This window comes from Faucicola mancuniensis, from assembly GCF_046523945.1.
GTDB lineage: Bacteria > Pseudomonadota > Gammaproteobacteria > Pseudomonadales > Moraxellaceae > Faucicola > Faucicola mancuniensis.
Genome location: NZ_CP171363.1, coordinates 481132 through 499916 on the forward strand (window position 1 = coordinate 481132; position 18785 = coordinate 499916).

Genomic DNA, 18785 nt, shown 5'->3' on the forward strand with positions numbered 1-18785 from the left:
CAAAAACTGCATAAACTGGGATTATCGGGTATATTTAATCATGACAGCGACCAACAAGGGCCAAACAAAAATACTGGTAAAAACAGCAACGAACAATTCTGGGACAAAAACAGCTTGGGTAAAAAAATGCAAAATTACCAAACTGATTTGATAAATTAGCAAACACGCACTTGCCAATAGCCAAACCAATCCTGATGACAATTGTTTTAAATAACCGCTAATAAATTTGACAAAAAAAGCCACAATCACCGCACACAGTGCTTGCTGTCCGAGCCGACTATCGGTCAATAAATCCACACCCAAACCGATAAAAAATGCCAAAATCACCCCCATGCGTGCAGGTTGAAAAATCAACCAAAACACCAGCACCATCACAAGCCACATGGGGCGAAATAATGCAATGCTCGCACTCAATGGATAAATACTCAAAACCGATGCCAATACAAAACTTATCGCCATCGCAAGATAGATGTGTGTATTGGATTTTTTGGCGGAATTGGCGGTATTTGGCATGGCTAGATTTAAGAAGTTTTACTTGGGTTTTGTTTTGATTGCAACAGCAAGACATAAGAAGTATTTACAAAATTGGCGGTAGGCGTTACCATGATTTTGGCAAAACCACCTGCTTGTTCATCTTCTACTTTTGACACGCGTCCGACAGGAAAGCCTGCAGGAATACGACCGCCAAGCCCTGATGAAATCAGTTCATCGCCCACACGGACATCAGTCGCCTTAAAAATATAATCCAATGACAAAAATTGTGGGTTGCCCTTGCCTGACACAATGGCATTTTGTCCTGTACGTTTTACGGTAACGCCCACAGATTGCTGTTCGTCTGTTAATAGCACCACACGACTGGTATTGTCGTACACATTTAGTACTTGCCCCAAAATCCCTTTTTCATCAATCACGGTTTGACCAATTATCACGCCATCTTGTTTGCCTTTGTTAATCACAATCATTTGGCGTAACGGATTGCTATCCGTACCGATGGCTTTTGATGCCAACATCAAATTAAACTGACTGGGAATGGTGGTAGACAAAATGCCTTGTAAACGGGCATTTTCGGCAACCAAATAATCTTGGCGTTGCAGTTGCCCTTTCATGTGCAAAATTTCGGTTTTTAATTGAATATTTTCACGGCGAAGGGCTTCTTTGCTTTCAGTTTTGCTGTCAAGCCAACTGCCAAAAAAACTTGGATAAGTGGAAAACTGATAAATCGGTTGCATAGCCGCATGACTGGCATTGCGAAAAGGCTGAAACCATTCTGGATTTTTGCTGTCTAATAACATCAACACAATGGCACAAAAAACGACAATCGCCGTTTTGCGTAAAGCAAGCGGTTGTTGGCTAAACAAAGTTAATGACATACAAAATCCAAAATTACAAACAAAAAATATTATAGAATAAATACAAAATACCGCCAAAAGCGGTATTTTTCAAACATTAACAATTTTTTATACAAAAATCATATTTAATGACTTATTGTTAATAAAGTCCAACGCCTTGCCACCACCACGAGTTACACACGCCAATGGCTCTTCGGCAACGGTAACTGGCAAGCCTGTTTCACGAGAAATCAAAATATCCAAATTACGCAGTAATGCACCGCCACCTGTCAAAACAATACCACGTTCGGCGATGTCTGATGATAGTTCCGGTGGGGTTTGCTCAAGAGCGGCTTTTACTCCTGCGATAATCCCTGACAATGGGTCGCTTAGTGCTTTTTGAATTTCGGTAGACGTAACGGTAAAAGTTTTTGGCACGCCCTCTGCCATGCTACGACCACGCACTTCAACTTCAAGCGGTTTGTCCATTTTGTCTTCAATGGCAGTACCGACTTCCATTTTGATACGTTCGGCTGTGGTTTCACCAATCACACAACCATGCGTACGGCGAACGTGATTGATAATCGCTTCGTCAAACACATCACCACCGATACGAATAGAATCGGCATACACACAGCCAGACAAGGCAATCACGGCAATCTCAGTCGTACCACCACCGATATCCACAACCATAGAGCCACTGGCATCATGCACAGGCAATCCTGCACCAATCGCTGCCGCCATTGGCTCTTCAATCAATAATGCTTTGTTTGCACCTGCGGAAATTACCGCTTCACGAATGGCTTTACGCTCAACCAAGGTGGATTTGCAAGGTACACAGACAATTACATTCAAATTTGACAAAAAGCCTTTGGCTTTTACTTTGGCAATAAAATGTTTTAACATTTGTTGTGTAACTTCAAAATCGGCAATCACGCCATCTTTTAGTGGACGAATGGCGGTGATGTTATCAGGAGTACGACCGAGCATTTGTTTGGCATCAATACCAACAGCGGCGACCGTTGGATTTTGGGTACGGTTACTGCGTAGGGCAACAACGGTTGGCTCATTTAGCACAACACCTTTACCCGGTGAGTAGATTAATGTGTTAGCTGTGCCTAAGTCAATGGCGATATTGGTTGATAAAAATCCGAACATGAATAAAATCCCAGTGGAAATGTTTTACTGCAAAATAAGCAGTCAATAGATCAAAATAAATAGTGGTAGATTATAACGCTAAAATATCGCAAAATATAGTCATTTTGATAAAAACTGTCATTTATGTGGAATTTTTTTATAACAAATTATGACGAAATCATATTTTTTTGATTAAAAATTATTTTTTTATTGGTTTTTTAAATAATAGATTTTTGTTTGTTTTAAAATTTTTATCAAAATTTCACCCATAACTTTTATGAAATTTGTTAAAATAGACAGATTAATTTTTTTTAAAGTGATAAAAAAGGAAAAACTATGTCGCAAAACGCTTCAAATAGTGCGATTTCAACCGATGATATTTTAGGTGTGGCAAAGCTCTCTCGCCTTGCTGTTAATGCTGATTTGGCGAATGATTATGCCAAAGATTTGAGCAAAATTTTATCTATGATGGACATTTTAGCCGATGTCAATACGGACAGCGTTGCCCCACTGACTAACGTGCATGACATGACACAGCCACTGCGTGATGATGTGGTGGACGGTAATGGCTTGACGGTCAATCGTGAACTAAATCAGTCGGTCGCTCCAAGTGTGCAAGATGGGTTGTTTCTTGTGCCACAAGTGATTGAGTGATGGTTGTATAAAATGCCAACTACTGAAAATTATTTTTATGATTTTGACTTTGATAATGCTACAATCATCAAACACCCAATGGTCAAGCAACCTTAAGAAAACAAGAAAGAATATGAGCAAATTTCGCAGTCCGTCTTATCCAAACTTGATAAAGATGTCGTGCAACTTATCAACGAACACTCAAGCCCAAAAGATATTGAACGCATGAATGCGATGTTTCGCTTGCTGTTTGCTTAACTTAACGTATTATTTACCTAATAATGTGCGTTTTACGCAAAATTTAGAATTGCAGTTTTTATGGGAAAGATTTCAATGAGATATTTTAAAACAGAATGGTCGCAAGATGATGTTGGTGATGAATTTCCAAACATTTATTATTCTGCTTTTAATGAAAAAGGCGATGAAGTTCAACGTATTGAAGTTTTTGTTTCTGGCAAAAAATTATATGCCGATGCAACTAATCAAGAAGGTGTTGATTAAACATGGCTTTATGATACTACGATTGATGATGTTTTACATTGTGGCGATGATAACGAAGAATTTGTTACGACTGAAATCAGTCAAACAAATTTTGAAAAATTATGGCAAAATCCCGAAAATCCAAAACTTTAGCAGTTTAAAATAATTACTCTGTAAACGTTGCGTAAAACGCACCCTATAATTTTACTTTTAACAAAATTTTTAGAGAAAACCATGACAAATTTACACGAACTTTCCGTCAAAGCCCTATCAGACGGCTTAAAAAACAAACAATTTAGCAGTGTTGAATTAACCCAACACTTTCTTGACCGCATTGCCAAACACGACAAAGCCATTAACAGCTTTATCACGGTAACGCCAGAGCTTGCCATCAAACAAGCCAAACAAGCGGACGAGCTTTTAGCAAACGGCAACGCCCATGCACTGACAGGCATTCCGCTTGCTCACAAAGACATTTTTAACACCGAAGGCGTTTTGACCACTTGTGGCTCAAAAATGCTTGCCAATTTTGTCTCGCCTTATAACGCCACTATTGTGCAAAAATGCCTTGATGTCGGCTTGGTAACGCTTGGCAAAACGAGCATGGACGAGTTTGCGATGGGTTCGGACAACGAAAGCTCATACTTTGGGGCGGTGCATAATCCGTGGGATTTAAGCCGTGTACCGGGGGGGTCGTCTGGCGGTTCGGCGGCGGCGGTTGCGTCTGGATTTGCACCGATTGCCACAGGCTCGGACACAGGCGGTTCAATTCGCCAACCTGCCAGTTTTTGCGGTTTGACAGGCATTAAGCCCACTTACGGACGCATTTCACGCTTTGGCATGATTGCGTATGCGTCAAGTTTTGACCAAGCAGGCACATTTGGCAAAACGGCAGAAGATTGTGCTTATCTGTTGCAAGTGATGGCAGGTTATGACAATAAAGACTCAACCAGTTACAATGCTGATGTGCCAAATTGGGTGGAAAAACTGCACGCAAATCGCCAAGCGGATAAGCCATTGCAAGGGGTAAAAATTGGCGTGCCGACCGAATATTTTGGTGAAGGCTTAAACGAAACCGTCAAAACGCAAATCAATCAAGCCTTAAAGCAATATGAAGCACTTGGGGCGACTTTGGTGGACGTAAGTTTGACAAAACCAGAAATCACACTTGCCACTTATTATCTGCTTGCCCCTGCCGAAGCGTCATCAAACCTATCTCGCTATGATGGCGTGCGTTATGGCTATCGCTGTGAAAATCCAAGCGATTTGACCGACCTTTATACTCGCTCACGCTCCGAAGGCTTTGGGGCGGAAGTGCAACGCCGTATTTTGATGGGGACGTATGCGTTATCGGCAGGTTATTTTGATGCTTATTATGTCAAGGCTCAAAAGGTTCGCCGTTTGATTAGCCAAGATTTTGCCAAAGCCTTTGAAAGCTGTGATGTCATTGCCACGCCAACCGCTCCAACGACTGCGTATAAAATTGGTGCAAGCCTTACGCCTAGTGAGATTTATATGGGCGATGTTTATACCATTGGTGTGAATTTGGCAGGATTGCCTGCGATGAGCCTGCCTGTTGGCTTTGATGACAATCATTTGCCTGTGGGTTTGCAATTAATCGGTAATCATTGGCAAGAAGATAAATTGCTTAATATGGCAGATGCGTATCAGCAGGTTACGGATTTTCATCAAAAAATGGCAACTTTGGCGTAAATTTTTTGGGGATTTTATGCAAAATGTAACAATACAACTTGATGATTTGGTTTATCAAAATTTGGTTAATCAAATTGGCAAAGAAAATTTGAGAGAGTTTATTGCTCAAATTGTCAAACCGTATTTAGTTTTTGCTAAAAAATCTCAACCGCAAAAACAGCTTGCGATACATCGGTTAGGCGGTATTGCACCTTTTAACGTCCCTGATGATTTTGATGATATTGAATTGACGGAATTTTATCAATGAGCTATTTACTTGATACCCATATTTTACTTTGGGTCGTACAAAATCATCCTAAACTCAGCGATAAAGCAAAAAAGTCATTTTAGATAGCGAAAACGAGCTATTTTTTAGCAATGCAAGTATTTGGGAAGTGGCTATTAAATTTAGCCGTATGCCACAAGGTGAATTTGTTGAACCCCATTTTATTGTATAATGTTTTACTAAAAATGACTACAAATGGCTTATCCCAAAGTTTTTGGTGAATAATGATGATGTGATTATTTCTGCGGTCGTGCATGGTGCAAGAAGTACAGACTATTGGCAAAATCGTTTAAACTAAATTTAAAATTTTAAAGGAAAAACAATGACATACCCAACCCAAAAAGACCTACTTATTGACGGCTACGAAGTCGTTATCGGCATTGAAATTCACTGCCAATTAAACACCAACACCAAAATTTTCTCACCAGCTTCTACCGAGTTTGGACAAGAGCCAAACACCCAAGCCAACATCATTGATTTGGCATTGCCGGGGGTATTGCCTGTGCTAAACAAAGAAGTCGTGGAAAAAGCGGTCATGTTTGGCTTAGGCGTAAACGCTGAAATTGGCATGATGAACGCCTTTGACCGCAAAAACTACTTTTACCCAGACTTGCCAAAAGGCTACCAAATCAGCCAAATGGCACACCCCATTGTCGGCAAAGGCTACATTGACATCGTGGTAAACGAAGGCGAAAAAAACCAGTACAGCAAGCGTATTGGCATCACCAGAGCCCACCTAGAAGAAGACGCTGGCAAATCGGTGCATGACGCTATCCCACAGATGACAGGCGTGGATTTAAACCGAGCTGGTACACCGCTCATTGAGATTGTCTCAGAACCTGATATGCGTTCATCAGCCGAAGCGGTCGCCTATGTCAAAGCCATTCATCAACTGGTTACATGGCTTGGCATTTCGGACGCTATCATGGCGGAAGGCTCATTCCGTGCCGACTGTAACGTATCGGTGCGTAAGCCAAATGAGCCGTTTGGCACTCGCAATGAACTTAAAAACATCAACTCATTTCGTTTTATTGAGCAAGCGATTAATGTGGAAATTGAACGCCAAATTGACCTAATTGAAGACGGTGGCAAGGTGGAACAAGCCACTCGCCTATATGACCCCAACACCAACACCACACGAGCCATGCGTACCAAAGAAGAAGCCAACGATTATCGCTACTTCCCCGACCCAGACCTATTGCCTGTGCATATCAGCGAGAGCGATTTTAAAGCGATTAATGATAAAATGCCAGAATTGCCTGTCGCTCGCCGTGAGCGATTTATGGCGGATTTTGGTTTGCCAGAATATGACAGCCGTATTTTGACCGCAAGCCGTGCTTTGGCGGATTATTATGAAAATGTGGTGGAAAAAGTTGGCAAAACCCATGCAAAAATTACAGCTAACTGGGTCATGGGCGATTTATTGGGAGCGTTAAACAAAGACGAAAAAACCATTGAATACAGCCCCATTAGCACCGCACAACTTGCCAAACTCATTGAACGTATCAATGACAACACCTTATCTGGCAAACTTGCCAAACAAGCCTTTACCGCTTTGTTTGCAGGGGAAGGCGGTCAAGATGACAATGCTGTTGATAAAATCATCAGCGATAAAGGCTTAAAACAAGAAACCGACATAGGGGCGATTAAAGCCATTGTGGAACAGGTGTTGAAAAACAATCAAGCAATGGTTGATGAATATAAGTCTGGTAAAGAAAAAGCCTTTAATGGACTGGTCGGACAAGTGATGAAAGCAAGTAAAGGGAGAGCCAATCCTGCTCAAGTGAATCAGTTGTTAAAAGAGTTGATTGGTTAATTCATTTACTACTATAAACCAAAAGCCCCATCAATAAATGACTTGATAGGGCGTTTTCGTATGGTAATTTTTATCTAGATAAGTTCTATATTTTTATTATTTTAGGAAAGACTATGACACAGCCCATTCAAAAAATCATCTTTGGTAGTCCGGGGACTGGAAAAAGCCATTTAATTAAATCAGAAATTATCCCTTATGAATTAGGGATTGACGAAAAAGCGAACCCTGAAAATGTGATTAAAGCTGTATTTCACCCTGAATATACCTATGGTGATTTTATAGGTAAATTACTACCCATCACAAGAGCTGGTCAAGTAGAGTATAACTTTTATGAAGGGCATTTTTTGAAGGCATTGGCACAAGCTTATAAAAACATGATTATTGTCCATGATAAAAATGGACAATAATCATCAGAGCCTGAAAATGTTATTCTTGTAATTGATGAAATTAATCGTGGTAATTCATCAGCCATTTTTGGTTCAGTATTTCAGTTATTGGATAGACGTGATGATGGGTGGTCAAGTTATGATACAAGTATCAATGGTGTTACTTTTTTTAGATTATTGGAATTAATAGGGTTTACTTTTTCTTATGATAAAAACCAAGAAATTGATGAATATAAGTTAAAAGGCTTTGATAATGCAAAGAAATTAGAGACATTTCAGCCAAAATTAGCTTATTTAAAGTTTGATTTAGTAAACAAAACAATAAGAATCCCACCAAATCTCCATATTATCGCCACAATGAATACATCAGATAGTTCTATTTATCACATGGATACTGCCTTTAAACGCCGTTGGGAGTGGCAGTTTATTGATGTAGACGATAATCGATCAAAAGCTATTATTGATGCTGGAAAAAATCAATATTTCTACTACAATTACAATAATGAGAAAGACGAAAAAAATAAAACATATCTTGATTTTATAAATAATTTAAATCAATTTATTAAATCTAATCATAGCTATATTCGTGGTATTGAAGATAAACAAATTGGTAGGTATTTTATTAAAGGCAATGAGCAAAATCAAATTGAATATTCTATTATTCAAAGTAAATTGATGTTTTTTATCTGGGATAGTGTTTTTAATAGAGATAAAACACCCTTAGTAAAACTACTATTTGGCAATGACAATGTAGAGCAAAACAAAAATAAATTGGTTACTTTTGGTGATTTTGCTTTGCAAGTAGAAGTTTTTGTTAAAAAAATTCAAAATTATGAGAATAGCGATGTTTAATTTTAATGAATTAGCCATTGTTCAGCCAAATGAGCCAAATTGTTATCGTGGCTCATTTGTTGGTATTCGTAAGGATAAATATTTGGGCAAAATGGCTTTTACTTTGCCTAAGGGGTTTGAAAGTTTTGAGGCTAGTTATGATAATGTTAAAAAATTATTTTTTGCAATGTATCGTACTTTTGAAAAATTTCGTCAAAACCAAGAAAAATATTTAGATAAGAGGGTGCAAAATAAAGATAATGTCCAAATTGAAAACCATAATGGAGTTTATATTTTTACTGATGAGGATAATAACGAAACCGTTTTATATAGCAAAATTGATTTGATTGATAATATTTTTAAAACTTATCAAGAGTTGGAAATCGAATCTTTAATCCAAGAATTAGGCTTGGTTGAAGAAGTAGATTATTCCAAAATTGAAAATTATTTGGATAAAGGCATTTTCTTGAGTAATAATGCCATTTTTATTGAGAATATGGTTGGCTATCGCAACATTGTGCGTGGTGTACCGTCTGAATTAATTGAGCTATTTTGCTATATCTATAAAGAATTGGCAAACGAATTAGAGCAGGAATTGTCTGAACAAATCAAAGAAATCGCCTTTAACTTTTCTTATAAACACCTAAGTCCAGAACAAAGTTTATTTTCCGAATATTCTTTTGAATCAACAATCAGCATTCTAAAAGATTGTTTGGATAATATTTATAAAACCACAGCTTATAAAAATTACCAATATTGGGATATTTATGAGGCAGTAGAGTATTTTTTATATGGTAGTTTAGAATTTAATAAGGACAGTAATCAGGGATTTTGGGGTATTAATAATTTTAGTTATATTTGGGAAGAAATGTGTAACTATATGTCTGCTAAAAATGAAGAATATGATATCTTGTATTGCGACAGTAGTTTACCATTAAATCAATACAAAACAAACCTAACCAAAAACTATGTATGGATTGATAAAAATATCATTCCAAATAACCCATTTTATCTTGATTTGAATGGATTAAAGCGTTGGATTAGACCGGATATTATTTACAAGCGTAATTCACAAAATAATTTATCCATAACAGATATAATGAATATTGGCGTATTTTCCTATGAGAAAAAGAAAGACTCTTCTGACTTACTAGCATTGACCAGCAATATTAATGTTATTTTTAAATTTCATCAAAAAGATGATGTTGATAATAATTTATTATTAAATTTTCAAATAAAATTTAATGAAATATATGAATATTTTTCTGAAAAAATATTTGATATTTTGTACCCAGAAGAAAATAAAGGCAGAGGCTTAAAAAAGAAGAAAACTGTAAAACCTTTCTTAAAAAAATTAAAAATAAAAAAATTAGATTCAAGTTCTTTTATTGTTAAGTCTATACCTGAAAAATTATTTCATGCTATACTTGATAATATTGAGCAAGAAAACAAAAATAAAATCTCTCAAAAACATATAAATATCGTTGACTGGAAATATTATTCTTATAATATTTTTGAAAATCAAGATTATAGAAACAATATTAAAGTTAATACAAGTATTATCAAATCATTGGCTTATGAATTTTGTTTATCACAAATAATTGATGAGCCAATCAATAATCAATTTTGCGTTCCCTATTATGATGTGAATGAAAAGAATATTGTTATTGATGGTAAAATGCTAGATTGTAATATAGACTTAATTAGAATAAACTTTATCAAAATTCAAGAGATTTATTTAAATGGCTGAAAATTTTAGAAGTAATTTTGTATTTGGATTGCAAGGAAATCTTTATCAAGAGTTTATAGATAAAGTTACAAGTTCTATCATTCAAGAGATAATAGGTACTGATGATTATGAAATCATCAGTTCTGATAAGCATTTGTCATCTTTTGACTTTGATTATTCTAAAAGAAAAGAAAGTATTTTTCCTGAATTTTATTTTAATTTCTTAAGTGATATACAAAAAGAAAACAATAAAGTATCCTTTAGGAAAAAAGTATGTATTACTCTTGATGAAGAATTATGTACTGGCATTTGCCCAAACACAGGGCGTAAAATTACTGCTATAAAACTTGGTAGTGTAGAGCTTGCGTATTTTATTTATTTTGACATTAGGGAATTTTTCGATTTTGTTTATCCCCCGTTGCCGTAAAACCACCGACTTCAGGCGGTGGATATAAGGCAACTTAAGCAATCATGCTTACGCATGGACGTTGTTTAGTGCGGTGTATTTTGCTATTCAATGTACTGGCGGATAATCTCGATTGGAGCACCGCCACAACTACCTGCAAAATAGTTAGGCGACCCCATCTTAAATCGTTTGACATATAATTATACCAAATGTAAAATAGAAAAATCCAATTATACTTAAACTGTAAGATATCCTAGCGTTATTTACAGTATTTAGGATAAAATACTGCAAATGAACATACATAAAAACACCAGACTATTACCACTTGAAAGAGAAGCTATTTGGATAGCCTATCATCAAAACAAACAAAGCGTAACATCACTTGCTGAAGAATACAAAGTATCAAGACCAACAATCTACAAGGTATTGAAACTTGCCAGAGTGAAGTTACTAAAACCACAAACCAGTGTCAATAATCGCTTTAAACAAGCGAAATTTGGCATTAAACGCTTAGCTAAAGTTGAAAAGAGTATACAAGACAAACTCAAAAAACAAGCCAAGCGTTATAATAAATCCTATCCTGGTGAGATGGTACACGTAGATACAAAACGCCTACCACTGCTCAAAGGACAAAATAGCAACAGCCCTAGAGAATATCTGTTTGTTGCCATTGATGATTATTCTCGTGAACTGTATGCTTGTATTATGCCAGACAAAACAGCTTTTAGTGCGGCTAAGTTTCTGACAGAACAAGTTATTAAACCTTGCCCTTATACGATTGAGGTGATTTATTCTGACAATGGCACAGAATATAAAGGCACAAAAGACCATGAATTTGTCAAAGCCTGTTATAATAACAACATCAATCAGAAATTCACCAAAGTTGCCAAACCACAAACCAATGGTAAAGCAGAACGAGTAATACGTACGCTCATGGAGATGTGGCATGAACAATGTGAATTTACAAGTAGTAAACATAGAAAGCAAGAATTAACAAGATTTCTTAATTTCTATAATACCGTTAAACCCCATTCATCTTTAACTAAAAAAGATGATATTACTGGCAAAACTCAAACCTTTACTCCTTATGAGTGGTTGGAGTTTTATTTTAAACAAAGTGTAAATAACGCTTGAGGTTCTTACAAATAAAGAATGCCCCAACAGGACATTTTTTAATGTAGGCTTCTTTGTTTGATGACAATAAGCAATCAACCCTGCCAACAAATTACTCATAAACCCAACATAACTACGATGCCTTGAATGCTCAATTTGACACATATTCTTTAACTCATCAAACACAGTTTCAATCAAAAAACGGCGTTTAAGCAATCGTCTATTTAACCATGAAATATCTTTAGATTTCATATTCTTTTTAACATTCGTGATTAACTCAATATCTAAATGCTCATCAAGCCAATCTGTCAATGATTTATCAATATAACCTTTATCAGCAAAGAGTTTACCAAAAACATGAGATTCACAAAGTCTTTTCACAGGTTGCCTATCATCAACATTGCCTTTGGTTACGGTTAGATTGACCAATTCACCTTTATCATTGATAATGACGTGTAGTTTAAAGCCAAAAAACCACCCCATACTGCTTTTACCTCGCTGTGCTGTTTCTGCAAATACTTTGTTGCGGTTGATACGGTGATTATCACATACGGCTAAACTGGTTGAGTCAATGTAGTTTATGCCTGTGCAGTTGTTTTGCATGAGAGATTGTAGGTAGTCACACATGGGAACTATTGCTTTTTCCATGAGTTCTACCATTCTTGTGTAGCTTGGTAGGTTTGGAAAGGCAGGTTTTAGCCATTGGGTGAGGTAGTTGTAGTAGAAGGCTTTAAATTCTCTGTATTTTATTTGGTGAAATACTACCAATATGGTGATGATTTCTGATAAACTAATACGGCATGGTTTGTTTCGTGTTTTTTTACTGCTTTTGCTCTTTTGGGTTAGCATTTTCTTCTGTTGTTCGTTTGTGTATGTTTTGCAATAGTCGTCTATGTGGCAGTATAGTGCTTCGAGGTTGTCCATGTAAGAAGTCCTTGTTAGGGTTGTTTGTGGTGAATTTACTTTAACATATTGGGCTTCTTTTTTTTAGTTTTTTCTTATGTCGAATTCAGGTTAATTACAGGGCTTATCCAAAACAACACGCCTTGGATAATCATTGGTTGCGGGCTTTGGTTATTTGTCCATTATCATTTTGACATTGTTAAAAAAATCCAACCGCAACCAATATAGACAACAGCGTCACGACTGGCTAGAGCATTTTTTTGACATTTGTGAATTGTTCATTGAATTGCCGATTGCAATCATTCGTTTTATCATTGGTTTGTTTAAACACCTTGATAATTTTATTGATTTTTAAATTAATTTTTAAAAAACAGTAAAAAACCAAACATTTTAACCCCATTTTTTCCAAAAAAAAGATGTTTTCATTATGAAATTTGTGTTATCATATCGTTATAGTAAACTAGTACATTGAAACTTTTACAACACACTTTTTTGGAAAAAAATTATGAAAACCTTATCAACTTTTCGTTTATCTTTATTAACCGCAGTCGTTGGCGTAACCTTAAGTGCTTGCTCGCAACCGCAAAATAACCAACCGCAAAACAAAACAGAAGCGACCACCGCAAGCACGACAACGCCATCAAGCACTGCCACCACCAGCGACAAGCCTGCCAAAACCGTTGCCATCACTGCCATCGTGGAACACCCATCACTTGATGCCATTCGCCAAGGCGTGATTGACGAAATCGAGTCGCAAGGCTATAAACAAGGACAAAATTTAAAAGTCAATTTTCAATCCGCACAAGGCAACACGGCAACGGTCGCCCAAATTTCCAAGCAATTTGTCGCTGACAATCCAGATGTGATTGTCGCCCTATCCACGCCATCGGCACAATCTATGGCGGCGGCGAGTAAAGATATTCCGATTGTCTATACAGCGGTGTCAAATCCTGTGGCTGCCAAACTGATTGATGAAAATAACAAACCCACACAGGCGAATATTACAGGTTTATCTAGTCAGTTACCACTTGCCCCACAGCTTGATTTTATTCAACAAATTTTGCCAAATGCCAAATCTATCGGCTATGTTTACAGTGCTGGCGAGATGAATTCGGTATCGTTAAAAAATGATTTAAACAAAGAGTTGCCAAAACGTGGCTTAAAATTGGTAGAAATGCCGACCAATCGACCAAACGAAATCGGCATGGCAACCAAAGGCTTGGACGGCAAAGCCCAAGTGATTTACACATCGCTTGATAACAATGTCGCCTCGTCTATGGAGTCTATGGTGGAATCTGCCAATACGCTCAAAATGCCGATTATCGCCTCTGATGAATTTAGTGTCAGACGCGGGGCGGCGGCGGCGTTGGGCGTGAATGACTATGACTTTGGGCGAGCGACTGGCAAAATGGTGGTAAAAATCCTTGATGGCACGCCAATCACCCAAGTTGCCCCTACGGTGATGAATGATTTAACACTATATGTCAGCCCAAAACACGCACAACTGCAAGGTTTGACTTTCCCAGATACGGTATTGCAAAAGGCTGTCAATGTGGATACCACGCCTGCCAAAGAAGTGAAAAAATAATCGCTTAAAAAAATAAAAAAGGGTGTTTCAAAATAGATTGAAACGCCCTTTTTGGTTGTTTGGTCGGAACGGCGGGATTTGAACTCGCGACCCCTTGCACCCCATGCAAGTGCGCTACCAGACTGCGCTACGCCCCGAATAAGTGGTTTATTATAAAGGTTTTTTGGGAATTTGCAAGAAAATTTATGATGAAAAATGGCGAATGATTGCTAAGATTTGCTTTAATTCTTGTTGTTTCATTGTGTTTTCCATATATTCCCAGTTGAGTTGTCCTTGTGTGTCTGTTGGTAGCATAATGGTTTCTCTTTTTTAATACGTTTATCATTAATTTCACGGTTAAAGGAATATTTTTCTTCCAAGCGTTTGAGAAGTGTTGCCAAATTTGACTTCCTCCCCTCCCTATCGTTCGGGGATTCCTGCTCCCAGACGGTCAAGCCCGACCGCAAGAATGTTCTTACTGGCATTAATATCTCTATCATGCCATGTGCCACACTTCGCACAAGTTACTGCAAGCGTAGCTCTTGTCTTGCGAACGAGCAAAGCAGTGCTTTGCTTAATTCGTTCTCATCTCTTATTCGCAAACCTGCTCTACCTTTCGGACTGTTGCTGTCGATTTGACCGCAATACGAACAAGTTTGGGTAGTGTATCGTTCATTTACGATTTCAAAACGGCAACCTGTGTTCTCGCATTTGTAGGTCAGTTGTCGTTTGAGTTCAAACCAACCTGCGTCATATACTGACTTGGCTAGTTTGCCTTTTTTGCTGTTGAATTGGGTGGTTTTCACATCACCTACCACGATTAGGGCGTTGTCTTTGACTAATTGGGTGGTGAATTTGTGGATGAGGTCTTGGCGTGTATTTTTGATTTTGGCATGGATTGCCTTAACACGTTGTTTGTTTTTGGCTCTTTGAGCTATGGCTAACTCTTTGGCATATTTGAGCGTTTGCTTGATTGTGAGCTTGTCACCGTTTGAGGTGGTGGCACTTTCTTTTAATCCTAAGTCTATGCCTAAACTACCAGTAGCGCAAGTAGTTCTAGGGTATTCTTTGACGGTGATACAGACATACCAACGGTTACGGTTGTCTTGGACGACCTCAAGGGTGTTGATTTGATATAGGCTAAGGTTGTAGCTGTCCCATAGGTCAATAACTAGCTTTTGTCCTTTGGCTAGGGATAGTTGTAAGGTGGATTTTAAGCCTTTTTTACCAGTTTGGTGTGTGGCAATGTGTTTAATAGCCGATTGTTTGAATGGTAGCCAACCTAAGCTTTTACGCTTAGAGTTTGGGTTGTTGGTTCGCCATGATAGTTTGGCTTTTTTGAATTGCTCACGGCTTTTGGTGTGGGTTTCGTTGATGGCTTGTATGGTTTGACTATGCAAGCTAAGTAATTCACCGCTACCTTTGGTGTATTCGTTTAGGTCGTAAGCACTAAAGAATTTTCCAGTCTTTTGTAGGTGCTTGTAATTCAAGTCATTAATGTAGTTCCATACGAAATTGACCGAACCGCTTAGGCGGTTTAGTTGGTCTGTGTGTTTGTCTCGTATGCGTAGCTTGAGTGTTTTCATAGGTTTAAGTGTAAGAACCTCAAGCGTTATTTACACTTTGTTTAAAATAAAACTCCAACCACTCATAAGGAGTAAAGGTTTGAGTTTTGCCAGTAATATCATCTTTTTTAGTTAAAGATGAATGGGGTTTAACGGTATTATAGAAATTAAGAAATCTTGTTAATTCTTGCTTTCTATGTTCACTACCTGTAAATTCACATTGTTCATGCCACATTTCCATGAGCGTACGTATTACTCGTTCTGCTTTACCATTGGTTTGTGGTTTGGCAACTTTGGTGAATTTCTGATTGATGTTGTTATTATAACAGGCTTTGACAAATTCATGGTCTTTTGTGCCTTTATATTCTGTGCCATTGTCAGAATAAATCACCTCAATCGTATAAGGGCAAGGTTTAATAACTTGTTCTGTCAGAAACTTAGCCGCACTAAAAGCTGTTTTGTCTGGCATAATACAAGCATACAGTTCACGAGAATAATCATCAATGGCAACAAACAGATATTCTCTAGGGCTGTTGCTATTTTGTCCTTTGAGCAGTGGTAGGCGTTTTGTATCTACGTGTACCATCTCACCAGGATAGGATTTATTATAACGCTTGGCTTGTTTTTTGAGTTTGTCTTGTATACTCTTTTCAACTTTAGCTAAGCGTTTAATACCAAATTTCGCTTGTTTAAAGCGATTATTGACACTGGTTTGTGGTTTTAGTAACTTCACTCTAGCAAGTTTCAATACCTTGTAGATTGTTGGTCTTGATACTTTGTATTCTTCAGCAAGTGATGTTACGCTTTGTTTGTTTTGATGATAGGCTATCCAAATAGCTTCTCTTTCAAACGGTAGCAGTCTGGTGTTTTTATGTATGTTCATTTGCAGTATTTTATCCTAAATACTGTAAATAACGCTAGGATATCTTACACTTTATTGTAGGTTTCTTATTTGTTTATATTTTTTCAATAAGTTAAATGATTTTTTATATCGAATTGAGGTTAGTGTAGTATTACTGATTGCTTGTTCACTTTTAGCTTACTTCACTTTTTTTAAATAAAACAGCAATCCAAAAATAATTTTTAAAAAATCTAGTGAATTTTTAAAAAATATGTTAAAATGCTGTATTTTTGGTGTACCTAAACGTTGTTAAATGCTTGTACAGCAGAAAAACACCCACGTTTGGGTCTTTTAGCGTCTGTATTTTTTACAAAAAACAGATATTTTTAGGCTCTAACCACTGAACATACATTCACAGAGAGAAAACTATGGTAGTTATCCGTTTAGCACGGGGCGGTGCAAAGAAACGCCCATTTTATCAAATCGTGGTAACCGACTCACGTAGCCCACGTGACGGTCGTTACATTGAAAACATCGGCTTTTTTAACCCAATCGCACAAGGCAAAGAAATCCCTGTACGACTTGACGTTGAAACATACGAAGCATGGATTAAAAAAGGTGCACAACCAACTGACCGTGTAAAAGCATTGTTCAAAAAAGTAAAAAAAGAACAAGCTTCTGCATAAGTTTAGTTCAATCAAAATTGTAGGTTTTTATGACAGCAAACAATCTAATCAAAGTCGGTGAACTCAAAAAGCCCTACGGCATTCAAGGCTGGCTTTGGTTATTTAGCTACATGGAAGACCGTGAAGCAATCTTTGATATCAAGCCTTGGGTAATCAAAACGGCAATGGGCGAAAAAACCCTAACCGTCAAAAACTGGCGAACCCAAGGCAAAGGCTATGTGGTACAGCTAAACGAAGTGCCAGACCGCAATATCGCAGAAACCATGTTTGGGGTGACGCTTTGGGCGAACAAAGACAACTTGTCTAGTTTGAACGAAGACGAATATTATTGGGCGGACTTAATCGGCTTAACCGTCAAAAGTCAGCAAGATAATAGCCAATTAGGTCGTGTTAAAGAACTTTTTGAAACAGGGGCTCACGCCATTATAGTCGTTGAACCTACCGATGAAAGTATTGATAACGAAGAACGGCTTATCCCTTGGCACAAACAAACCATCGTGGACGTTGATTTGACCCAAAAAATTATCCTAGTGGATTGGGGTGTTGATTATTAAACCTTTGTTAAAATTGTTAAAAAATAAGCAGTTAGGTAAATTACCATGTTTTTTGCAGTGATTAGTATTTTGCCACAAATGTTTGATAGTATTAGCCAATTTGGTATTACCGCCCGGGCAATCGCTCGCAATCAAGCGGAAATATTATTGGTAAACCCAAGAGATTTTACCAACGATAATTATCATCGGATTGACGAACGCCCTTTTGGGGGTGGTCCGGGTATGGTGATGATGGCTGAACCGTTAGAAAAAGCCATTTTGTTTGCCAAACAACAAGTGAAAAATCGTGGAAAAAACTGCCCTGTCGTGTATCTATCGCCACAAGGTAAAACATTAAATGAAGCATTGGTGCTTGATTATTGTCAATATGACGGACTGATTTTATTATGCGGTCGTTACGAAGGTATTGATGAGCGGTTGATTGAGCAATATGTGGATATGGAATGTTCTATCGGTGATTATGTGCTAACAGGCGGTGAATTGCCTGCGATGGTGTTAATGGATAGTTTGATAAGACGGTTGCCTGATGTAATGGGCGATGATTTATCCGCCGTTTGCGACTCATTTGTTGATGGGTTGTTGGATTATCCACAATATACCAAGCCTTTAACGTTTCATGGCAAAACTGTCCCTGACGTGTTATTATCAGGACACCATGCCAATATTGCAAAATGGCGATTTGTTGAGCAAGCCAAACGCACGATAGCTCGCAGACCTGATTTATGGCAAGCATTTTTGCCAAATCAAAGCCAAAAAAAATGGTTAAAAGAAGCCAATTTAATTGATTAAATATTGATAAAAAATTGATTGCAAATTGATTAAACGCTTTAAC

At 37.5% G+C, this 18785-nt stretch carries 19 protein-coding genes, 1 tRNA gene and 3 pseudogenes; 15 read left to right on the plus strand and 8 right to left on the minus strand.

Annotation, left to right across the window (positions count from 1 at the left end; genetic code table 11):
- Positions 1 to 21: 21 nt before the first annotated feature.
- The 3 genes from mreD to ACGTJS_RS02420 all read right to left on the minus strand — a co-directional run bounded on the left by mreD (position 22) and on the right by ACGTJS_RS02420 (position 2486).
- Entirely contained in the window at positions 22 to 513 is a 492-nt protein-coding gene (mreD, locus tag ACGTJS_RS02410) for a rod shape-determining protein MreD (protein ID WP_410472703.1), read from the minus strand.
- Positions 514 to 521: 8 nt separating this feature from the next.
- Entirely contained in the window at positions 522 to 1370 is an 849-nt protein-coding gene (gene mreC / locus ACGTJS_RS02415; RefSeq protein WP_410472704.1) for a rod shape-determining protein MreC, read from the minus strand.
- An 87-nt stretch (positions 1371 to 1457) separates the two neighbouring features.
- Positions 1458 to 2486, minus strand: a complete 1029-nt coding sequence (locus ACGTJS_RS02420; RefSeq protein ID WP_410472705.1) for a rod shape-determining protein — start codon at positions 2484 to 2486, stop codon at positions 1458 to 1460.
- 315 nt (positions 2487 to 2801) lie between these two features.
- On the opposite strand from ACGTJS_RS02420, the gene gatC reads away from it, so the two are divergent.
- The 9 genes from gatC to ACGTJS_RS02465 all read left to right on the plus strand — a co-directional run bounded on the left by gatC (position 2802) and on the right by ACGTJS_RS02465 (position 10745).
- A complete protein-coding gene (gene gatC / locus ACGTJS_RS02425; protein WP_410472706.1) occupies positions 2802 to 3119 on the plus strand; it encodes an Asp-tRNA(Asn)/Glu-tRNA(Gln) amidotransferase subunit GatC in 318 nt (105 codons plus the stop codon).
- 297 nt (positions 3120 to 3416) lie between these two features.
- Complete coding sequence (locus tag ACGTJS_RS02430) at positions 3417 to 3599, plus strand: hypothetical protein (protein ID WP_410472707.1); 183 nt, start codon at positions 3417 to 3419, stop codon at positions 3597 to 3599.
- Between the two features lie 213 nt (positions 3600 to 3812).
- Positions 3813 to 5291, plus strand: coding sequence for an Asp-tRNA(Asn)/Glu-tRNA(Gln) amidotransferase subunit GatA (gene gatA / locus ACGTJS_RS02435; protein ID WP_410472708.1), 1479 nt, complete (start codon positions 3813 to 3815; stop codon positions 5289 to 5291).
- Positions 5292 to 5307: 16 nt separating this feature from the next.
- Positions 5308 to 5538, plus strand: a complete 231-nt coding sequence (locus ACGTJS_RS02440; RefSeq protein WP_315043510.1) for a hypothetical protein — start codon at positions 5308 to 5310, stop codon at positions 5536 to 5538.
- A 340-nt stretch (positions 5539 to 5878) separates the two neighbouring features.
- Positions 5879 to 7372 (plus strand): Asp-tRNA(Asn)/Glu-tRNA(Gln) amidotransferase subunit GatB, encoded by a 1494-nt coding sequence (gene gatB / locus ACGTJS_RS02445; RefSeq protein ID WP_410472709.1) that lies wholly within the window; start codon positions 5879 to 5881, stop codon positions 7370 to 7372.
- 113 nt (positions 7373 to 7485) lie between these two features.
- A complete protein-coding gene (locus ACGTJS_RS02450; RefSeq protein WP_410472710.1) occupies positions 7486 to 7779 on the plus strand; it encodes a hypothetical protein in 294 nt (97 codons plus the stop codon).
- 87 nt (positions 7780 to 7866) lie between these two features.
- A complete protein-coding gene (locus ACGTJS_RS02455; RefSeq protein WP_410472712.1) occupies positions 7867 to 8610 on the plus strand; it encodes a hypothetical protein in 744 nt (247 codons plus the stop codon).
- A complete protein-coding gene (locus ACGTJS_RS02460; protein WP_410472713.1) occupies positions 8603 to 10339 on the plus strand; it encodes a hypothetical protein in 1737 nt (578 codons plus the stop codon). The genes ACGTJS_RS02455 and ACGTJS_RS02460 overlap by 8 nt, the downstream gene beginning before the upstream one ends.
- A complete protein-coding gene (locus tag ACGTJS_RS02465; protein ID WP_410472714.1) occupies positions 10332 to 10745 on the plus strand; it encodes a hypothetical protein in 414 nt (137 codons plus the stop codon). The genes ACGTJS_RS02460 and ACGTJS_RS02465 overlap by 8 nt, the downstream gene beginning before the upstream one ends.
- An 83-nt stretch (positions 10746 to 10828) precedes the next feature.
- Here ACGTJS_RS02465 and ACGTJS_RS02470 read toward each other — a convergent pair.
- Positions 10829 to 10897: pseudogene (locus ACGTJS_RS02470) on the minus strand (IS200/IS605 family transposase); the annotation flags it as partial.
- Between the two features lie 118 nt (positions 10898 to 11015).
- Here ACGTJS_RS02470 and ACGTJS_RS02475 point away from each other — a divergent pair.
- Positions 11016 to 11858, plus strand: a complete 843-nt coding sequence (locus ACGTJS_RS02475; protein WP_410472715.1) for an integrase core domain-containing protein — start codon at positions 11016 to 11018, stop codon at positions 11856 to 11858.
- Between the two features lie 30 nt (positions 11859 to 11888).
- Here ACGTJS_RS02475 and ACGTJS_RS02480 read toward each other — a convergent pair.
- Positions 11889 to 12761, minus strand: a pseudogene (locus ACGTJS_RS02480) (IS982 family transposase); the annotation flags it as partial.
- A 133-nt stretch (positions 12762 to 12894) separates the two neighbouring features.
- On the opposite strand from ACGTJS_RS02480, the gene ACGTJS_RS02485 reads away from it, so the two are divergent.
- Complete coding sequence (locus ACGTJS_RS02485) at positions 12895 to 13095, plus strand: hypothetical protein (protein WP_410472716.1); 201 nt, start codon at positions 12895 to 12897, stop codon at positions 13093 to 13095.
- A gap of 150 nt (positions 13096 to 13245) precedes the next feature.
- Entirely contained in the window at positions 13246 to 14328 is a 1083-nt protein-coding gene (locus ACGTJS_RS02490) for an ABC transporter substrate-binding protein (RefSeq protein WP_410472717.1), read from the plus strand.
- Positions 14329 to 14388: 60 nt separating this feature from the next.
- Here ACGTJS_RS02490 and ACGTJS_RS02495 read toward each other — a convergent pair.
- From ACGTJS_RS02495 to ACGTJS_RS02505, 3 genes and pseudogenes are all read right to left on the minus strand, one after another.
- Positions 14389 to 14465: transfer RNA gene (locus tag ACGTJS_RS02495), tRNA-Pro, on the minus strand.
- Positions 14466 to 14727: 262 nt separating this feature from the next.
- Positions 14728 to 15893: pseudogene (locus ACGTJS_RS02500) on the minus strand (RNA-guided endonuclease InsQ/TnpB family protein).
- 19 nt (positions 15894 to 15912) lie between these two features.
- Positions 15913 to 16755: an integrase core domain-containing protein gene (locus tag ACGTJS_RS02505; protein WP_410472002.1), complete on the minus strand. Its 843-nt coding sequence runs from the start codon at positions 16753 to 16755 to the stop codon at positions 15913 to 15915.
- Positions 16756 to 17141: 386 nt separating this feature from the next.
- On the opposite strand from ACGTJS_RS02505, the gene rpsP reads away from it, so the two are divergent.
- The 3 genes from rpsP to trmD are packed head-to-tail and all read left to right on the plus strand — an operon-like array spanning position 17142 to position 18742.
- Positions 17142 to 17399, plus strand: a complete 258-nt coding sequence (rpsP, locus tag ACGTJS_RS02510) for a 30S ribosomal protein S16 (RefSeq protein ID WP_315043777.1) — start codon at positions 17142 to 17144, stop codon at positions 17397 to 17399.
- A 29-nt stretch (positions 17400 to 17428) separates the two neighbouring features.
- Positions 17429 to 17953 (plus strand): ribosome maturation factor RimM, encoded by a 525-nt coding sequence (gene rimM, locus ACGTJS_RS02515; RefSeq protein WP_315043774.1) that lies wholly within the window; start codon positions 17429 to 17431, stop codon positions 17951 to 17953.
- Positions 17954 to 17998: 45 nt separating this feature from the next.
- Entirely contained in the window at positions 17999 to 18742 is a 744-nt protein-coding gene (gene trmD, locus ACGTJS_RS02520; RefSeq protein ID WP_315043772.1) for a tRNA (guanosine(37)-N1)-methyltransferase TrmD, read from the plus strand.
- The last annotated feature ends 43 nt before the right edge of the window (positions 18743 to 18785 follow it).

Excerpts from the sequence above, each read along its gene's own strand:
- gatB (WP_410472709.1), top strand. The coding sequence starts at position 5,879 with ATGACATACCCAACCCAAAAAGACCTACTTATTGACGGCTACGAAGTC.
- ACGTJS_RS02460 (WP_410472713.1), top strand. The coding sequence starts at position 8,603 with ATGTTTAATTTTAATGAATTAGCCATTGTTCAGCCAAATGAGCCAAAT.
- gatC (WP_410472706.1), top strand. The coding sequence starts at position 2,802 with ATGTCGCAAAACGCTTCAAATAGTGCGATTTCAACCGATGATATTTTA.
- ACGTJS_RS02465 (WP_410472714.1), top strand. The coding sequence starts at position 10,332 with ATGGCTGAAAATTTTAGAAGTAATTTTGTATTTGGATTGCAAGGAAAT.
- mreD (WP_410472703.1), bottom strand. The coding sequence starts at position 513 with ATGCCAAATACCGCCAATTCCGCCAAAAAATCCAATACACACATCTAT.
- rpsP (WP_315043777.1), top strand. The coding sequence starts at position 17,142 with ATGGTAGTTATCCGTTTAGCACGGGGCGGTGCAAAGAAACGCCCATTT.
- ACGTJS_RS02450 (WP_410472710.1), top strand. The coding sequence starts at position 7,486 with ATGACACAGCCCATTCAAAAAATCATCTTTGGTAGTCCGGGGACTGGA.
- ACGTJS_RS02440 (WP_315043510.1), top strand. The coding sequence starts at position 5,308 with ATGCAAAATGTAACAATACAACTTGATGATTTGGTTTATCAAAATTTG.
- ACGTJS_RS02505 (WP_410472002.1), bottom strand. The coding sequence starts at position 16,755 with ATGAACATACATAAAAACACCAGACTGCTACCGTTTGAAAGAGAAGCT.
- ACGTJS_RS02475 (WP_410472715.1), top strand. The coding sequence starts at position 11,016 with ATGAACATACATAAAAACACCAGACTATTACCACTTGAAAGAGAAGCT.
- rimM (WP_315043774.1), top strand. The coding sequence starts at position 17,429 with ATGACAGCAAACAATCTAATCAAAGTCGGTGAACTCAAAAAGCCCTAC.
- ACGTJS_RS02430 (WP_410472707.1), top strand. The coding sequence starts at position 3,417 with ATGGGAAAGATTTCAATGAGATATTTTAAAACAGAATGGTCGCAAGAT.
- ACGTJS_RS02420 (WP_410472705.1), bottom strand. The coding sequence starts at position 2,486 with ATGTTCGGATTTTTATCAACCAATATCGCCATTGACTTAGGCACAGCT.
- ACGTJS_RS02490 (WP_410472717.1), top strand. The coding sequence starts at position 13,246 with ATGAAAACCTTATCAACTTTTCGTTTATCTTTATTAACCGCAGTCGTT.
- gatA (WP_410472708.1), top strand. The coding sequence starts at position 3,813 with ATGACAAATTTACACGAACTTTCCGTCAAAGCCCTATCAGACGGCTTA.
- mreC (WP_410472704.1), bottom strand. The coding sequence starts at position 1,370 with ATGTCATTAACTTTGTTTAGCCAACAACCGCTTGCTTTACGCAAAACG.
- trmD (WP_315043772.1), top strand. The coding sequence starts at position 17,999 with ATGTTTTTTGCAGTGATTAGTATTTTGCCACAAATGTTTGATAGTATT.